The 15,709-nt window shown below is 66.8% G+C and carries 18 protein-coding genes; 7 read left to right on the forward strand and 11 right to left on the reverse strand.

Annotation, left to right across the window (positions count from 1 at the left end; all coding sequences use genetic code 11):
- Positions 1 to 49: 49 nt before the first annotated feature.
- From G6N34_RS22355 to G6N34_RS22365, 3 genes are all read right to left on the reverse strand, one after another.
- Positions 50 to 1,270, reverse strand: coding sequence for an MFS transporter (locus G6N34_RS22355; protein WP_085157084.1), 1,221 nt, complete (start codon positions 1,268 to 1,270; stop codon positions 50 to 52).
- Between the two features lie 62 nt (positions 1,271 to 1,332).
- Positions 1,333 to 1,632 (reverse strand): copper-sensing transcriptional repressor RicR, encoded by a 300-nt coding sequence (gene ricR / locus G6N34_RS22360; RefSeq protein WP_085157087.1) that lies wholly within the window; start codon positions 1,630 to 1,632, stop codon positions 1,333 to 1,335.
- Positions 1,629 to 2,252: a DUF305 domain-containing protein gene (locus tag G6N34_RS22365; protein WP_085157090.1), complete on the reverse strand. Its 624-nt coding sequence runs from the start codon at positions 2,250 to 2,252 to the stop codon at positions 1,629 to 1,631. Before G6N34_RS22365 ends, ricR begins: the two co-directional genes overlap by 4 nt.
- 78 nt (positions 2,253 to 2,330) lie before the next feature.
- Between G6N34_RS22365 and ilvD the strand changes: the two genes are divergently transcribed.
- The 4 genes from ilvD (at position 2,331) to G6N34_RS22385 (ending at position 6,764) form a co-directional block, all read left to right on the forward strand.
- Complete coding sequence (gene ilvD / locus G6N34_RS22370; RefSeq protein ID WP_085157093.1) at positions 2,331 to 4,028, forward strand: dihydroxy-acid dehydratase; 1,698 nt, start codon at positions 2,331 to 2,333, stop codon at positions 4,026 to 4,028.
- Positions 4,029 to 4,144: 116 nt separating this feature from the next.
- Entirely contained in the window at positions 4,145 to 5,446 is a 1,302-nt protein-coding gene (locus G6N34_RS22375) for an NtaA/DmoA family FMN-dependent monooxygenase (RefSeq protein ID WP_085157096.1), read from the forward strand.
- Positions 5,447 to 5,504: 58 nt separating this feature from the next.
- Positions 5,505 to 6,068 (forward strand): TIGR00645 family protein, encoded by a 564-nt coding sequence (locus G6N34_RS22380; RefSeq protein ID WP_085157100.1) that lies wholly within the window; start codon positions 5,505 to 5,507, stop codon positions 6,066 to 6,068.
- 444 nt (positions 6,069 to 6,512) lie between these two features.
- Positions 6,513 to 6,764, forward strand: coding sequence for a hypothetical protein (locus G6N34_RS22385; RefSeq protein ID WP_085157103.1), 252 nt, complete (start codon positions 6,513 to 6,515; stop codon positions 6,762 to 6,764).
- 10 nt (positions 6,765 to 6,774) lie between these two features.
- On the opposite strand, the gene G6N34_RS22390 is transcribed toward G6N34_RS22385, so the two are convergent.
- Positions 6,775 to 7,080 carry a hypothetical protein gene (locus G6N34_RS22390; RefSeq protein WP_085157105.1) on the reverse strand — a complete coding sequence of 102 codons (306 nt, stop codon included), beginning with the start codon at positions 7,078 to 7,080 and terminating at the stop codon, positions 6,775 to 6,777.
- Entirely contained in the window at positions 7,081 to 9,345 is a 2,265-nt protein-coding gene (locus G6N34_RS22395; protein WP_085157308.1) for a sensor histidine kinase, read from the reverse strand. It lies immediately after the preceding gene.
- Between the two features lie 178 nt (positions 9,346 to 9,523).
- Between G6N34_RS22395 and G6N34_RS22400 the strand changes: the two genes are divergently transcribed.
- Positions 9,524 to 10,201, forward strand: a complete 678-nt coding sequence (locus tag G6N34_RS22400) for a response regulator (protein WP_085157108.1) — start codon at positions 9,524 to 9,526, stop codon at positions 10,199 to 10,201.
- Between the two features lie 11 nt (positions 10,202 to 10,212).
- Here G6N34_RS22400 and G6N34_RS22405 read toward each other — a convergent pair whose 3' ends face one another.
- A complete protein-coding gene (locus G6N34_RS22405) occupies positions 10,213 to 10,563 on the reverse strand; it encodes a hypothetical protein (protein WP_133057825.1) in 351 nt (116 codons plus the stop codon).
- A 331-nt stretch (positions 10,564 to 10,894) separates the two neighbouring features.
- Between G6N34_RS22405 and G6N34_RS22410 the strand changes: the two genes are divergently transcribed.
- Positions 10,895 to 11,665: a WXG100 family type VII secretion target gene (locus G6N34_RS22410; RefSeq protein ID WP_133057826.1), complete on the forward strand. Its 771-nt coding sequence runs from the start codon at positions 10,895 to 10,897 to the stop codon at positions 11,663 to 11,665.
- A gap of 14 nt (positions 11,666 to 11,679) precedes the next feature.
- A complete protein-coding gene (locus G6N34_RS22415; protein WP_085157117.1) occupies positions 11,680 to 12,294 on the forward strand; it encodes a hypothetical protein in 615 nt (204 codons plus the stop codon).
- 3 nt (positions 12,295 to 12,297) lie between these two features.
- Here G6N34_RS22415 and G6N34_RS22420 read toward each other — a convergent pair whose 3' ends face one another.
- The 5 genes from G6N34_RS22420 to G6N34_RS22440 all read right to left on the reverse strand — a co-directional run bounded on the left by G6N34_RS22420 (position 12,298) and on the right by G6N34_RS22440 (position 15,682).
- Positions 12,298 to 12,501 (reverse strand): hypothetical protein, encoded by a 204-nt coding sequence (locus G6N34_RS22420; RefSeq protein ID WP_085157120.1) that lies wholly within the window; start codon positions 12,499 to 12,501, stop codon positions 12,298 to 12,300.
- Between the two features lie 4 nt (positions 12,502 to 12,505).
- Positions 12,506 to 12,685, reverse strand: coding sequence for a hypothetical protein (locus G6N34_RS22425; protein ID WP_085157123.1), 180 nt, complete (start codon positions 12,683 to 12,685; stop codon positions 12,506 to 12,508).
- A gap of 68 nt (positions 12,686 to 12,753) precedes the next feature.
- Positions 12,754 to 14,061, reverse strand: coding sequence for a hypothetical protein (locus G6N34_RS22430; protein WP_085157316.1), 1,308 nt, complete (start codon positions 14,059 to 14,061; stop codon positions 12,754 to 12,756).
- Positions 14,058 to 14,993: a PP2C family serine/threonine-protein phosphatase gene (locus G6N34_RS22435; protein WP_234813112.1), complete on the reverse strand. Its 936-nt coding sequence runs from the start codon at positions 14,991 to 14,993 to the stop codon at positions 14,058 to 14,060. The genes G6N34_RS22430 and G6N34_RS22435 overlap by 4 nt, the downstream gene beginning before the upstream one ends.
- Positions 14,978 to 15,682, reverse strand: coding sequence for a vWA domain-containing protein (locus G6N34_RS22440; protein WP_234813113.1), 705 nt, complete (start codon positions 15,680 to 15,682; stop codon positions 14,978 to 14,980). Before G6N34_RS22440 ends, G6N34_RS22435 begins: the two co-directional genes overlap by 16 nt.
- Positions 15,683 to 15,709: the final 27 nt, after the last annotated feature.

Here is a 15,709-nt window from a genome sequence, read left to right on the forward strand (position 1 = left end):
GTCGTGACCTGTGGAGACCATCGCCTTGACCACGAGCTTTGTTACACAGTCATACCGCGTCCGCGGTCCCGAACAGCCCGCGACTGGCGGCGACAGCGCCCAACGCGCAGATCATCAGCAACGTCGAGATTGCGATTGTGACCGCAATGCCAGCGGTGTCGTAGAGGATTCCGCCGGCCAGCGAACCTCCCATGATGCCGATCTGGAACGCCGCGACATACCTCCCCGATGCGGTGTCGGGGTCATCGGGGGCCGCCCGCATCGCGGCCGCCTGCAGCATCGGCGGCAGCGCTGTCGCCATCGCTCCCCAGAGCATGATCGCCAGGCTGCCGACCAGCACCGCGGCCACGCCGTGGGCCGGGGAGGACGCGAGCACGGTCAGCACGGCCAACGCCACCGAGACGCTGCCCAACCCGACCAGGACCGAGCGCTTGGGCCGTCGGTCAAGCGGACCCGCGAGCGCGGCCATGGCGGTCAGACCCGCGATGCCGTACCCCACGAGCAGCCAGGCCAGCCGCGCCCCGTCCACACCGATGACATCGCGGATGATCACGACCACGAACGTATAGGCGATGAAGTGGGCGCCGACTCCCACCGCCGTCAGCCCGCACAGCAGGTTCAGGCGGGCACCGACCGGGCGGCGGAAGCGACGGTTCGCACCGGACTGCGCCGCGAGCTTCAGTTCGGGCAGCATGAACCGGGCCGCCACGGTGACGACCCCGGCCGCCAGGGCGATGGCGCCGAAGGCGGGGCGCCATCCCCACAGTTGGCTCATGGCCGCCGTGAGCGGGCTGCCCACGACCAGCGCCAGCGCCGAACCGACGTAGACCGCGGTCGTGGCGCGTCCGGTGTGAGTCGGCGGGACCAAGCGGGCGCCGATGGGCGCGATCACCGACCACATCAGGCCGTGGGTCAGTGCACTCGACACTCGGCCTGCCGCGAGCACCGCGAAGTCGGGGGCCAGCGCCGACACGGTCTGCGCGACGGTCAGGGTGCACAGCGTGACCAGCAGGACCCGTCGGCGCGACCACTGCGAGGTCCAGCGCACCAGTGGCACGGTCATAACCGCGGCGACCAGGGCGTATCCGGCCACCAGTGTGCCGACCAGGGCCTCGCTGACGTCCAGCTCAGCCGCGATCGCGGGCAGCGCGCCCACGGGTGCCAACTCGGCGGTGACGTAGATGAAGGCCGCGGTCGCCAGCACCGCCAACTGCGCCGCGACGCGGGGCGTCCACGGGCGGGTCGGGTCTGGCCGCACGGCGACAGTCATCGTGGGGCCACGGTATCGACTTCACCCACCCGGGTGTGGGACGCCGCCGCGCGGCGTCCCCGTCAGGACCGCACGAGGCGCGCGATGGCGGCGGACGCCTCGGCGAGTTTCCTGTCGGCCTCGTCCCCACCCTCGGCCACGGCGTGGCTGACGCAGTGGCCCAGGTGTTCGTCGAGCAGTCCGAGCGCCACCGACTGCAACGCGCTGGTGACGGCACTGATCTGGGTGAGGACGTCGATGCAGTACTTGTCCTCGTCGATCATCTTCGCGATTCCGCGGACCTGCCCCTCGACGCGCCTCAGACGCTTGGCGTAGTTCTCCTTGTTCGGCGAATAGCCATGCGCGGCAACTTCTTCCGTCATGATCCGAGCATCTTCTGCATCTGGGCGATCTCAGCCTCCTGCGCGTCGATGATGTGCTGCGCCAGCGTCTTCGCATCGGCGTTGACGCCGTTGGCCAGTTCAGCCTTCGCCATCTCCACCGCACCCTGATGGTGGGCGATCATCGACTCAAGCCACAGCTTGTCGAACTCGGGGCCCTGCAGCGTCTTGAGTTTGGCCATGGTGGCCTCGTCGACCATCCCGGCCATATCGCCGTGCCCGCCGTGCCCGTCGTGCCCGGAGGACGGGTTGTCCTCACCGCCGCTCCACTGCACCAGGAAGGCCTTCATGGTGGTGATCTCGGGTTCCTGCGCCGCGGAGATCTGCTTGGCGAGCGCCAGCAGTTCGGCGTTGGTGCTGCGATCAGGCACCAACGCCGACAGTTCGACGGCCTGCTCGTGGTGCGGGATCATGTTGGTCGCGAACGCGACGTCATCGGCGTCAAATCCCGCCGGTTCGCCGGTGATCTCGATGGTCGGCACGTCATGACTGTGATCGGTGTGCCCGTCCCCGGCTTCGCCCGGCGCAGGGTTGTTGCACGCCGACACGAAGAGAGCGGTGGCGGAGGCCGCCAGGATCGCGAGCAGACGGTTACGAGTCATGAACCCACCGTACCCGGTACCCCTGGAGGGTATCCAAAAGTGATCGGGACGCCTGCTCAGAAGACCATACTGGTTCCCATGGCCTCAGCCCCGGACATCAAGCCCCGCAGTCGCGACGTCACCGACGGCCTCGAGAAGGCCGCCGCGCGCGGCATGCTCCGCGCCGTCGGCATGGGCGACGAGGATTTCGCGAAATCCCAGATCGGCGTCGGGTCGTCCTGGAACGAGATCACGCCGTGCAACCTGTCGCTGGCCCGCCTGGCCAAGGCCGTGAAGGAGGGCGTGTTCGAGGCCGGCGGGTTCCCCATGGAGTTCGGCACCATCTCGGTGTCCGACGGCATCTCGATGGGCCACGAGGGGATGCACTTCTCCCTGGTGAGCAGAGAGATCATCGCCGACTCGGTCGAGACCGTCATGCAGGCCGAACGCCTCGACGGTTCGGTGCTGCTCGCGGGGTGCGACAAGTCGCTGCCCGGGATGTTGATGGCCGCCGCGCGCCTGGACCTGGCCAGCGTGTTCCTCTACGCCGGGTCGATCCTGCCCGGTCGGGCCAAGCTGTCCGACGGCACCGAGAAGGACGTCACGATCATCGACGCCTTCGAGGCGGTCGGGGCGTGTGCGCGCGGCCTGATGTCGCGTGAGGACGTCGACGCGATCGAACGGGCAATCTGCCCCGGCGAGGGCGCCTGCGGCGGGATGTACACGGCCAACACCATGGCCAGCGCCGCCGAGGCCCTGGGCATGTCGCTGCCGGGTTCGGCGGCACCGCCGGCCCCCGACCGCCGCCGCGATGGATACGCCCGGAAGAGCGGCATCGCCGTCGTCGAACTGCTGCGCCGCGGCATCACCGCGCGCGACATCCTGACCAAGGAGGCATTCGAGAACGCCATCGCGGTCGTGATGGCGTTCGGCGGGTCCACCAACGCGGTGCTGCATCTGCTGGCGATCGCCTACGAGGCCGGGGTCAAGCTCACGCTGGAGGACTTCACCCGGGTCGGCAACAAGGTGCCGCACCTGGCCGACGTCAAACCCTTCGGGGCGTACGTGATGAACGACGTCGACCGCATCGGAGGTGTGCCGGTGGTGATGAAGGCTCTGCTGGACGCGGGCCTGCTGCACGGCGACTGCCTGACCGTGACGGGGCAGACCATGGCCGAGAACCTCGCGCACATCGCGCCGCCCGACCCCGACGGCAAGGTGCTGCGGGCGTTGTCGCAGCCGATCCATCCCACCGGCGGCATCACGATCCTGCACGGGTCGCTGGCCCCGGACGGTGCCGTGGTGAAGTCGGCCGGGTTCGACTCCGATGTCTTCGAAGGCACCGCAAGGGTTTTCGAGCGTGAGCGAGCGGCACTGGATGCGCTGGAGGACGGCACCATCACCGGTGGCGACGTGGTGGTCATCCGCTATGAAGGGCCCAAGGGCGGGCCGGGTATGCGCGAGATGCTGGCGATCACGGGCGCCATCAAGGGCGCGGGCCTGGGCAAGGATGTGCTGCTGATGACCGACGGGCGGTTCTCGGGCGGCACCACGGGCCTGTGCGTCGGACACGTCGCCCCCGAAGCCGTCGACGGCGGACCCATTGCGTTCGTACGCGACGGGGACAGGATCCGACTCGACGTCGGAAAGGGGTTGCTCGACATCCTGGTCGACGCGGACGAATTCGAGTCCCGCAGGGCGGGTTTCGAGCCGCTGCCGCCGCGCTACACCACCGGGGTGCTGTCCAAGTACACCAAGCTGGTCGGCTCGGCGGCCCTCGGGGCGGTCTGCACCTAGCCCAGACCTGCCCCGGCCGAGCGGATTCCGGCCCACCCCTGCGCACCCGGCGTCCGTAACTGGCCCGTGTTCGCGATGACACGAACCGGTAATCCGATCCCGATTACCTGTGTCCCGTGACCGACAAATTCCATCTGGGCTGGTTCCTGAACTTCGTCGCCGACGAGTGGAAGGGAATGTGGGGAGACGGCGGGCAGGATTTCACCGGCGACTTCTACGTCGAGGTGGCGAAGTCCCTGGAGCGCGCCAAGTTCGACTACATCCTGATCGAGGACAAGCTGATGGTGTCGACGGCCTACGGCGGCACCATGGAATACGACCTCAAACATGGGGTGAACCCGAAACACGATCCGGTGCCGCTGGCGGTGCTGATCGCGGCGGCCACCAAGCGGATCGGCGTGGTGCCCACCATGTCGACCAGCTTCTACCCGCCGTTCCTGTTGGCCCGGCTGTGCAGCACCGTCGACCACATCGCGCGGGGCCGGTTCGGCTGGAACGTGGTCACCTCGGCCGAGGACCGGTCCGCCCAGAACTTCGGTCTGGACCATCTGTACGAACACGACGAGAGATACGCCCGGGCCTCGGAGTACCTCGATCTCGTCAGCCAGCTCTGGGAGTCCTGGGAGCCCGACGCCATCGAACGCGACCACCTGACCGGGACGTACGCCAACCACAAGAAGGTCCACACCGTCGACTTCGAGGGCAAGTACTACAAATGCCGCGGTCCGCTGAACACGGCGCCGTCGCCGCAGTACCGGCCCACCATCGCCCAGGCCGGGGCGTCGCCCCCGGGACGCGAACTGGCCGCCCGGCACGCCGACACGATCGTCTCTCCGGCCAACACTGTGGAGGCGATGAAGGAGTACCGCGACGACATCCACGCCCGGATGCGGGCGATCGGCCGCGACCCATCCGAGTGCAAGGTGCTCTACCTGGCCTCCCCCGTCGTCGCCGACACCTATGAGGAGGCGGTGGCCAAGCGGGAGCGCTGGTTCAACGACCCGGAGAACATCGAGTACATGCTGGCCGAGCTGTCCTCGATCACCGAAATCGATTTCGCCGCCTTCGATCTCGACGCGCCGCTGCCGAAGGACCTGACCACCAACGGCGAACGCGGCACCCTCGCGGCGTTCGTGGCCGGCGGTGAGGACAAGACCCTGCGTGAACTCGTGACCGGCAGCGGGCTTTTCAGCCACACCCCGTTCGTCGGCACCCCGGCCCAGGTGGCCGAGGAGATGGGCGACGTGATGGCTCAGGTCGGCGGTGACGGCTTCCTGCTCACCACGCCGGTGATGCGTCTGAACCGCCGCTATCTCGCCGAGATCACCGAGGGGCTGGTGCCGGAGTTGCAGCGGCGCGGGCTGACCCGCACCGAGTACACCACCACGATGCTTCGCGACCACCTGCGCGAGTTCTGACAGGGCACGTTGGCGCCGCGACCGGTCGACCTGACCCCCCGGTTAAGATCGCTGCGCTATGACTGAGATCGACCAGCGCGTCCCCGCCCCTGTCCAGCCGCCGTTCCGCTCGTTCACGGGCGTCATCGGTTCGGCGATCTTCGTGAGTCGCTGGCTGCAGGCACCGCTGTACCTGGGACTGATCGTCGCGCAGGCCGTCTACGTGGTGGTGTTCTGGAAGGAACTGATCCACCTGGCGAAGGACTTCAACCATCTCGACGAGGCGTCGGTGATGCTGATCGTCCTGGGCCTGGTCGACGTCGTGATGATCGCCAACCTCCTGATCATGGTGATCATCGGCGGTTACGAGACATTCGTGTCCCGCATCCGGATGGACACCCACCCGGACAAGCCCGAATGGCTCAGCCACGTCAACCCCAACGTGCTCAAGGTCAAGCTGGCGATGTCGATCATCGGCATCTCATCGATCCACCTGCTGAAGTCCTTCATCAACGCCGAGAACCTCTCCCCCGAGACGCTGAAGTGGCAGACCATCATCCATATGGCCTTCATCGCTTCGGCCATCGGACTGGCCTACGTTGACTGGATCTCCGCGCGGGTCGCCGCAATCAACAACCATTGATTTTTTCGCCCAGAGTTGGGCTATTGCACGCCATTCATCGATATCAGTGAAATAAGTCAACTCTCGGCGCGAACCCCCGAATCACGATGCCGATTCGCCGAGGGCCACCCCCCATTCAGGCCCTCGGCGTCGACGAGTCCATGTTACGAAGATCGCCTCACCCCACGCGTCCGCCGAACGTACGAATCGCCCTGAACAGCAGTTTTCGAGCCGGAGTGTGACAAATAGGGCCACAGTGAATGTTGGTTCCGCTGTTTCAGAATTCCAGTCAGCGGCATGTAATACGTACGTATGAATCCGCATTTCGGCTGTAATCCCAACGTATCAATATCCACTCCGCGACCTTTCGTCACGTAGTGCGAATCGGTAACTTTTCGGCCACCAATCAATTCCGAAAAGGGTTCACAATCGCAATTCTTTTCGGGCGCCGAAAAGGAGAATCACATGCGGACAGTCATCATCGCCGGCATTGCGGCAGTGCTCGCCAGCAGCAGCATCGCGATCGCCAGTCCAGCGCAGGCGGGGTGCCAGAGCGCCTTCGTGGGCATCTTCGGCGGCGGTCAACGCTGCGACGGACCGATCGACCAACTCGGGAACTACACGCGATGCGACAGCGGTCACGGCATGGGGTTCGGCGGATCGAACTGCTACGTCGTCAACGCCAGCGACCCGGGCCAGCCGCCGCGGATTCCCTGACCGCGGCGGCTCAGCGCGCGCAGCCAGCGAGAGGGCTGTCACGGCTGCGCCCACCGTCGCCGGGCGCGATCTCGAGGAGGTCTCCGTCACGGAAGACCCAATCACTGCGCTCTCCGGTGACGGTCCCCTCCCCGGCCTCGGCGACGGCGGGACAGTCCGGATGCCGGGCACGGATCTCCTCCGCCCGCTGTCCGAGATCGACGACGAGGAACCCGCTCGCCGTGAAGGGCCGAGCGGGTTCCCGGTCACCCTCGGCCAGCCCACATCCGCACAGCATCAGCGCGACCAGAACAAGGCCGCACCGCGCCTGACCCATTCAGCCTTCATTGGCCATAGTTCCGGTGTCGCATCGGACTTCGACCCACAGCGTTCCCCCCGCTTCCACCACCTCCGGTGCGCCTGGTGACTCACGCAACCCGCGCACGAGCCCCTGCGCCTCCCCGCCCGGGTCGCTCACGATGCTCACGCTGACCTCGCCGCTCGACCCGGTGACGACCAGTCGGAGCAGCGACTGCGCCATCTCGGCCGCGCGACGGAGAGGCGTCACCAACGCCTCAATCTGCTGCTCGGTGAGGTCCGGCAGGTCCCCCGCGAGGTCCACGGTGACCTCGACCCCCTTGGCCTCAGCCGCGTCGACGAGGTCGCGCAGGTTATGCATCAGCGGATGACCAAAGGTGGTCGCCTGGTCGAACAGGGCCCGCAGGCGCCGCGACTCGGCCCGCGCCCGGTGCCGCAAGTCCGCGGTGACCGGGTCTCCCGCACTCAGCTCGCGCAGCAGCGGCACCACGTTCTCGACCAAAGCGGCGTAGCGACGCTGGTATTCGGCGTTGACCGCCTGCTGGATTCGGAGTCGCGCGGTCAGCCGTCGGCGAGCCTCGGTTTCCCCGTGCGCCTCCCGGGCGGCTTCCCGCACGAGTCCGTTGAAGACCAGCGCGAAGATCTGGACACTCAGGATGCTGGCAGTGCCCAGGCCGATGTTGACCAGCACCGTGGCCGAGGGCTGGCAGATCACCTCCACCACGGCCCCCGCCGCCCAGTACCCCGCAAGCACCGCCACACCACGCCGCAGGGACCCGTCAAGCAGCAGTGGGAGCACGCACCAGCCGATCGCATTCTGCGCCCAATGCGCGTGTCCACCAACCAGTTCCGGCGGGATCAGGAGGGGCTGCAGGACGGTGACGGCAAGCAGGGCCACCCCGGCAGCAACCGTCCGACCCCGACCCCAGCGTCGATGCAGAATCCCGGGAACGGCGGCCAGCGTCGCGGTCGCGGCAATGATCGCCAGCAGAGTGTCGAACCACCCTGCACCGCCATAGGAGTCGGCGTAGGGCACCGAGAAGGCCAGGTTGGCCAACGCATAGAGCACCAGCGCCAAACCGTAGCGGATCCTGACACGCTCGATGAGGCGGTCCGGATCCGACGCATCCTCCGCCCGACCCTCCACACATCCTTCGGCCCAAAACAATTCGACTTCCGTACCGACGCCGGGCTCTGACCGCAGGGTCGCTCGGCCACCGGCCCGGTGCATTCTGGCGAAGATCGAGTCAGTCACACCATGGCCGATCCGAGACGCCTCGGGGTCGAATCCCACTCCGTCGTCGGCCAGGCGGACCGAGCCGGGCAGGACGGTGATCCGCAACAGGTCGGCCCGCGCGTGCCGGTCGACGTTGTTCATCACCTCCCGCGCTGCGGCGATCACCGGTTCGGCGGACTCGCCCGCAAGCCACAACTCACCGACTCCGCTGAACTCCACCGGGGTTCGCAGATGCGCGGCGCATTCCCGCAGTGCCCCCACGATCTCCGCACGCGGAGGCGGGGCTTTCCACCCGCCGCCCGCGAGCAGACCGAGATCGCGGCGAGCCTGCTCGGCCAGCCTCCGCGACGAGATGGCCGCGCCCTGTCCCGCCATCATCAGCGTGGATGCGGCCGTGTCATGGAGCAGCGCGAGCTGTTCGCGTTCAAAGGATCGGACCGCCCCGGCGACCTCTTGATCAACCTCTGCCGACTGGCGCGCTGCCCGAGCCTGGTCGACAGCTTCCGCGATCCGCAGCACCATGAACCGGATCAGCGCGGCGGTAGCCCACTGGAGCGCGAAGTAATACAGCGCCGCAACCGAACTCACCTGTTCCCAGCCGATGACCGCGGCACTGCCGCAGGCGTACGCCACCGCGATCCCCAACGCCAGCAGCAGGCTCACCCATGCCGTTACCGACACCGAGAACGCGATGACCGCGGTACCCGCGATCGCCAGTGGGGCGCTGTTGAACAGGTGGAACTGCATGTCCGGCACGAGGAGCGGGATGCCCAGGCAGACAGCGATCACCAGGACATAGTCGACCGCCCCGGGCAGGCCACCCACGGACCGAGTCAGGATGCGATACAGCGACCAGACCGCCACCGCGCCGAGCAGCCACCTCCCGGATCCGAGGGTCATCGAGTGCGGATCGACCAACGTCACGGCGGCCGCCACCACGTTGACGACGCTGCGCATCAGCAGACCGACAGTCGCCGCATGACGACTCAACTGCCGGAGTGCGGCGTCGAGTCCCGCCCGTTCAGCGCCCGCGCTCAACTGCGGCATGCGCATTCCATGGCGAGGTCGGCGATTTCTCGGAATCGCATTTCTGACGCCCCCGTCAACCCTGACCCACCGGGGAAGCCGAATGTCGATTACGATCTGTCAACCGAAGCCGTTCTGATTGCAGTTCACGCATCGTGACGCAGAAAACGAACGCATTGGGGCGCGGGGTGGAGGTGTTATGTCGGCAGAGGCGGTGCAGCCGCAACCGGTGACGATTGCCGTCATCGACGATCACGATGTGGTGCACGCCGGCATTGAGGCGTGGTGCGCCGACGCAGAACCGGAGATCAGCCTCCTGGCGAGCTTCACCACGCCCGACGATTTCCTGCTCTGGCACGACAGGCACGACGGAGCGGTTGATGTGGTGCTGCTCGACCTGCAGATCGAGGGCAACCGACCCGACTTCGACACATTGGCCACATTGTGCGGGTCGGGGCACCGCGTCATTGTCTATTCGCATCTCACCGCGGATGAGGTCATACTGACCTGCCTCGATCTCGGGGCCGTGACGTACCTGACCAAATCCGAGGGAAAGCGCCATCTCATCGAGGCGATCCAGGCTGCGCATTCCACCACGCCCTATGTCGGACCGCGAATGGGTAAAGCGCTGTTGAATGACAACACCCTCGGTCGCATTCGACTCTCCGAGCGCGAAAAGGAGGTGCTCATCGCCTGGTTCCAAACCGAGAGCAAGGAACTGGTCGGACAACGTCTCTACATCGCCCCGACGACCGTGCGGACTCATCTGCAACGCGCCCGCGCGAAGTACGCCTCGATCGGCCGGCCCGCCCCGACCAAGTCGGCACTGCTGGCACGTGCGATCGAGGACGGCATCCTGAGCCTCAACGACCTCTGAGCGCATCCGGGTCAGGGGATCACAGGGGCGCTGACACAGTTGGGAAAGGACCTGAGTTCGGCGGCGGGCACGCCATCCGCAGTCGCCTGATCTCGGCAGACGCTGCTCGGGAATCCGGTGTAGTGCCGCCACCCGTAACTGTGCAGTTGGAACAGCATCGTGGAGTCCCCTGACGCTCCTGTGCTGGCGTAGGCCCAATCGCCATAGCAGCGCAGCACGCTCACGTTGGATCCGAAGCCCGTGGAGATGGCGCCGGGATCGCAGTCCGCGTCGGCCCGCGATTTCCCAACTGCCCCAGGCACACCGACCAGCATCGCGGCGCCACAGGCCGTGGCGACGGGCACCACCCATTTCGCGAACATCACCTGCACACCCCTCGAATCTCCATATCTGCTCCATCAAAACAGAAAGAGCACCGCTGCGATGTCCTCCGAAGGGGCTACGCCACAGCCCGATAAGAGGTCCGAGAGGCTCCGGATGCCGTCCTCGATCCCCCGCGCCAGCAGCGCCGAATTCGTCGGGGCGGCAGGACCTGTGGAGTCGGCGATCACAGGCACTTCTTCAGGCACATTATCGCGACCTTGTCGTGCCGACGACTGTCATCCGAAGGACCGACAGCGCAACCACACCCGATGCTGGTGTGATGGGGCACGTTGGGGAGAGCCTGCATTGCAGACACATCGCGGAGGTCCGATGGGAATGGTTGGCGCTGACGTCGACCAACTTCGGGTACTCGCGCGCACCCTGAGGCAGGCCGCCGACCGTCTGGAGTCCGCGTCCGGTGCCGTCTCACGTCAGCTGTCCGGGGTGGGCTGGGCCGGTCCCGATGCCGAGCAGTACAGGTCGCAGTGGCAGGGCGAATCACAGGGGCTGCTGAGTTCGGCGACGGCCGCCCTGCGGGAGACCGCCAACGCCGTCGAACGCAATGCCGCAGACCAGGACCAAACGAGTCGCGCCGACGGTGGTGGTGCACCCACCTCGCTGGGCCTGCCGCCGTCGTTGATGCACGTCCTTCCGTATCCGATCGGCGGCGTCCCGGAGGACAATCCGCTGGTGGACATCCGCGACTTCCTGAAGTCGAATGCGTTGTGGCCCATCACCTGGGCTGCTCTGTTCGGCGGGCTCGACGGCGTCGCGGCGTTGCCGCTCCTGGACGCTCTCGGACTGGCCGCGGACAACCGCATCGACGATGGCGAGAAGATGCTCGAAGCGGCGAACTCAGCCACTGACGTCGCGGGCGGCCTGCTGAAATCTCAGGCCACCCCCGTCGGCTACCTGTCCGGTGTCGCGTTGTCGCAGTGGGGTGATGTGCTCACCGCCGCCGCGCGGGCGGATTTCAGCGAATCCGCCCTGCGAACCACCGTCGACTATCTGGCCGACGATCCAGGCGGCGCCTTCGAGGCCGCGCGCGACGCCGTGGTCGGATACGTGCCGAAGCTGTTCTCGAATCTGTTGCCCTGGTAGAAGGAATCGCCCCGATGGAAGAGACCGCACTTCTCACCGACGACGAGATCATTGCGCTGTGTGCCGCCGACGGGCGTCCGTGGCCATTGGGGTTGCCGACCGTCGATGCCACCCGTGAAGAATTGATCCGGGCAGGCATGCGCGGTATGCGGTCGCTGATGGTGCGCCGCCTCGCCGGCGGCAACGCAGATCAGCCCGGAGTGCGTCCGCATGAGCTGATCGCCCAGGATGTGGCGGCCTTCCTCGATGCGACAGTGCGGGTCGGAGCCTATCTTGCACCCGCAGAGGATCATTCGATGCTCGCTGGCGCCTCGGTGACCGCTGCTCAGACCACGGACGGTTGGGTCGTTGACTCCACCACGTCCGCCGGCGTCCATGCCCTGCGGGCGGCCACCTCCGACGAGGCCGCAGCGGCGGTCATCGAACTCGCCGAGAAGACCTACCGCGGTGAGTTCTTCGGCGACGAGGCTGAAGCAGCGAACTGGGCGTGCGTGATCCGATTGGGTCACGGCACCTCCGGCAGCATCGTCCTGGGCTGGCGATCGATCAGTGGCACGGTCGACGGCACAGCTGTCCATGAGTGGGACACACAACTGATCCGCAACGCCTTCGGCGCGGCCGCCGCGTGAACCTCAGAACGGGCTGAAGTTCTCCCGACTGACGAAGAAGCCACGCCCACCGGGAAGGTGCACGCAGGTGAGGCCATTCTCCTCAGAGGCACAACCGAAATCACAGGAGATCAGAGCACTCCCGTAGGGCAGCACATTGGCCTCCTGGGGTACCTGCACGCCGCCCGTGCACACCCCGTCTTCGGCACCGTCGGCGGACAGCCACACGTGATCAGTTGCCCACGCGACCCCGAGGAGCGCGTTCGACGACGTCGCCCGGTGAACTGGGCTGCGCCGTCGTGGTCGTGACGGTCGGATCCGGTTGCGTCGACGCCGCACTGGAGGTGACCGGGGTGGGCTCCGACGCGGGTCCCTCGGGAGCCGAGCACGCGGTCAACGCGAACCATCGCACACCGCCAGCACCAAAGCGATCGACCGCACCATGTCCGAAGCCTGCCAGCCGCAGTGGATTTCGACGGGCTAACCGGTGCCGAAAGTCGACGCTCCGCTCAGCAGCGCCCAGACGATGAACGTGGCAAGCCCGATCACGATCACCACCACGGTGATCAACCCCGCGATGATGACCTTGGGACTGGCGCCAAGACCCGCGTCGGCGGGCTTCCGCGATGCGGCGGACACTCTGCGTGCAGGCTCGACCGGCACTCGTTGTGGGCCGGTCTGCGAGTGCGCCGCCAACGACCCGGTGCTGCGTGCCGATGCCTGGGTGAGTCGACGGGTGCGACGCTCGCGGTCGATCGCACACCAGGGGCAGTACGGCGACGTGGCCGGCACCTGATGGCGACCGGATGGGCACCTGGTCAACTGGATCCGCAGCAGGTGCTCCCGCCACTCCTGTGCGGAAGGCCGCGCCGCGGGGTCCCGGGCCCCGTCGGTGAAGGCACGCACGAACAGGTGCTGGATCTCTGTGGGCAGGAAACTCAGGGGCGGGGCCAACGGATGAGTGTGCAGCCTCGAAGAAGGCCCGCCCGCCCAGCTCCCCGACCGTGCCAAGGTCAGCGCATCCGGTTGTTCGCCGTCCCCGACCCAGGTGCCCCGCATGAAGGGGTGATTGCCTGCCATGAGCAGTTGGTGGATGTGCACCGCAAGCGCAAACAGATCGGACTCCCTGTCACGCGCCAGGTTTCGCAGGTCTACACCGGCCAGTTCCGGGGCGGTGAACTCGGGCCGCCCTACCCCGCACAGGAATCGGCGGCCTGAGGTGTCGGTGAACTGCATCGAGTCGCAGTCCACCAACGTCACCTGGGTGGCATCCGAGACCAGAATGTTTCGCTCCTGAAAGTCACCGATCACCGCATCCACCCGGTGTACGACCTGCACGGCAAGACACAGGTTTGCGGCCGTGTTGACCAGGTGCTCCCAAGTCGCGTGCCGCGTCCACTGCGGCGCGGTGGGCAGGGGCTCCTCCCGATTCGACGGGTTGCTCATGGTGTGGATCTCGACCGCAGTCTCAGTGGCGATGCGCGGCATGACGAAACCGATCGCTCGGCCACCGTCGAAGATCAGGCCGGACGGCCACGTCAGCACCACGAATCCGTTGGGTTGCACGGCCCCCGGCGGAGGCGACGTGATCATCGCCGCGACTTTGTCTAGCTTGGACTGCAGATCCTTGAGGTCTGGATGAAAGACCTTGGCGGCCAGGTCCGGACGCTCCAGCACGCCGTACACCGTGCCCTCACCCGCTTTGGCCAGGACCGGATGCAGCGTGAGCGGCGCACCGGAGGACAGCAGCACACGCCGCGTTCCCACCTCGATTGGCCCTGTCGTCATCGCCGCCACCACCGGCGTCGGCGCCCCGACTGTGACGGCGAATCCGATTGCACCGCAGCCATCGTCAGTTCCCCGTCCTGCGACGGCGGTTCGGACCACTCCACCCGGTACGGACCGATTGAGCCACCGGCCAGGATGGAACTGGGCCCAGTCGCCGCCAACACCAAGGTTTTGTCGTCTCCGGTCTGATCGTCGGCAATGCCGCGCAGCAGCGCCGCAAGCTGATCGGCACCCGTCCCGGCGCGCACGTGCTGCCATGAGCCGCGGAAGAACGGTTCATAGGGCTCCCCCGTCGCGATGTTGGTGATCTTATAGCTCATCCCGTCAGTGCTGAGGGCGAACGCCGTCACGCCTGATCGGACGCTGACTCGGAACGAATCCTCAAAGGCGCGTTCGGACTGCAGGAACGATGTGGTGTTGGCATACTCATCCTTCCGCTCGACGAGCAGCGTCTCGATCCGGCCGTCGACGTCGGCGGCGATCACCCCGTCGCCGATCTGTCCGAAACTGGCCAGTCTGCGATCGACCACGGCCACGCTCAGCGTGGTCGACAGCAGCACGGCGTCCAGGCCGAGGGCCTCGGCCTGCCCCGTCACTCGGTGCAGCGCCTCGTCGAAAAGCCACCGCAGCATCTGCTCCGCCTGCACGGGGGTGGCGGTCCGGTAGTCGTCGACGAAGCCAGACTGCAGAGCATTGTCAAGAACGCTGCGGCAGGCCGCATGCGCACCCCACGCGGAGGTCCCCGTCACCGACCCCGCTCCATCGGCCACCGCCGCCACGATGAAATCGCCTGCGACGCCGTAACTGTAAGCGTCGTCGCACCCCAGGCCACGGCGCTCATGCTCCCTCCCCGTCACCGAGGCCCCGCACACCGCCCACCCGATGCCGTCCTGCCGATCGTCCCGGCAGGCCGTCGTCACGCGCTCGTCCACCCGCTGACCGAAGGCAGGGGGATGCGGTCACTCATGGATCCGAGCGCCTGATCGTCTCGCGCGAACTCCGAGGAGTTCGACACGTTGCTCAGCGACGCCGAAAGCCACTCGAACAGTTCGGCGTACTTCAGGCCCTCCAGCGGCGCGGGACTGCGTTGCACCGACAGTCGGGAGAGCTGCTGATAGTCCACACGCGGGCCGGCACCGACGGCGAAAACCGTGACACCGCGCGCGGCTTCGGCGGCGTTGAGCCGGGCCACGGCCGCGTCGAAACCGTCCAGATTCGGCTTGCCGTCGGTCAGCACCAGAATCCACGGCCGGTAGTACTGCAGGCCAGCGACCTTGTAGGCGTGCTTGCGGTCTTCGATGATGTCGAGGGCCAGGTCGATGCCCGCGGCCATATTCGTGGTGCCCGATGCCGTGAAGGGCACCGGTTGCAGGCTCCTGGCCTCCTGCATGGGAACCAGAACCGTGGCGAGAGTGCCGAAGGTCACGACGGCCACCTCGACGCGCTTGCTGGCGAGGCTCTCGTTGTGGAGATAGCTGGTGAAGGCGGCGAATCCACGCTCGAGCGCGGCGACGGGCTCGCCCTGCATCGACCCCGACACATCGGCCAGGACGACGCAGGCCACCCGGGGATCAGGGTTGGCATCGTTGAGTTCGACCGACCACCCCCAGTCAGACACCACCGCAACCCCTTCCCGACTCCGCCGGTT

This window comes from Mycolicibacterium confluentis (assembly GCF_010729895.1).
Lineage (GTDB): Bacteria > Actinomycetota > Actinomycetes > Mycobacteriales > Mycobacteriaceae > Mycobacterium > Mycobacterium confluentis.

What these genes read in the sequence shown, in the direction of transcription:
- G6N34_RS22355 (WP_085157084.1), bottom strand. Translation starts at nt 1,270, where the DNA reads ATGACTGTCGCCGTGCGGCCAGACCCGACCCGCCCGTGGACGCCCCGC.
- ricR (WP_085157087.1), bottom strand. Translation starts at nt 1,632, where the DNA reads ATGACGGAAGAAGTTGCCGCGCATGGCTATTCGCCGAACAAGGAGAAC.
- G6N34_RS22365 (WP_085157090.1), bottom strand. Translation starts at nt 2,252, where the DNA reads ATGACTCGTAACCGTCTGCTCGCGATCCTGGCGGCCTCCGCCACCGCT.
- ilvD (WP_085157093.1), top strand. Translation starts at nt 2,331, where the DNA reads ATGGCCTCAGCCCCGGACATCAAGCCCCGCAGTCGCGACGTCACCGAC.
- G6N34_RS22380 (WP_085157100.1), top strand. Translation starts at nt 5,505, where the DNA reads ATGACTGAGATCGACCAGCGCGTCCCCGCCCCTGTCCAGCCGCCGTTC.
- G6N34_RS22385 (WP_085157103.1), top strand. Translation starts at nt 6,513, where the DNA reads ATGCGGACAGTCATCATCGCCGGCATTGCGGCAGTGCTCGCCAGCAGC.
- G6N34_RS22390 (WP_085157105.1), bottom strand. Translation starts at nt 7,080, where the DNA reads ATGGGTCAGGCGCGGTGCGGCCTTGTTCTGGTCGCGCTGATGCTGTGC.
- G6N34_RS22395 (WP_085157308.1), bottom strand. Translation starts at nt 9,345, where the DNA reads ATGCCGCAGTTGAGCGCGGGCGCTGAACGGGCGGGACTCGACGCCGCA.
- G6N34_RS22400 (WP_085157108.1), top strand. Translation starts at nt 9,524, where the DNA reads ATGTCGGCAGAGGCGGTGCAGCCGCAACCGGTGACGATTGCCGTCATC.
- G6N34_RS22405 (WP_133057825.1), bottom strand. Translation starts at nt 10,563, where the DNA reads ATGTTCGCGAAATGGGTGGTGCCCGTCGCCACGGCCTGTGGCGCCGCG.
- G6N34_RS22410 (WP_133057826.1), top strand. Translation starts at nt 10,895, where the DNA reads ATGGGAATGGTTGGCGCTGACGTCGACCAACTTCGGGTACTCGCGCGC.
- G6N34_RS22415 (WP_085157117.1), top strand. Translation starts at nt 11,680, where the DNA reads ATGGAAGAGACCGCACTTCTCACCGACGACGAGATCATTGCGCTGTGT.
- G6N34_RS22430 (WP_085157316.1), bottom strand. Translation starts at nt 14,061, where the DNA reads ATGACGACAGGGCCAATCGAGGTGGGAACGCGGCGTGTGCTGCTGTCC.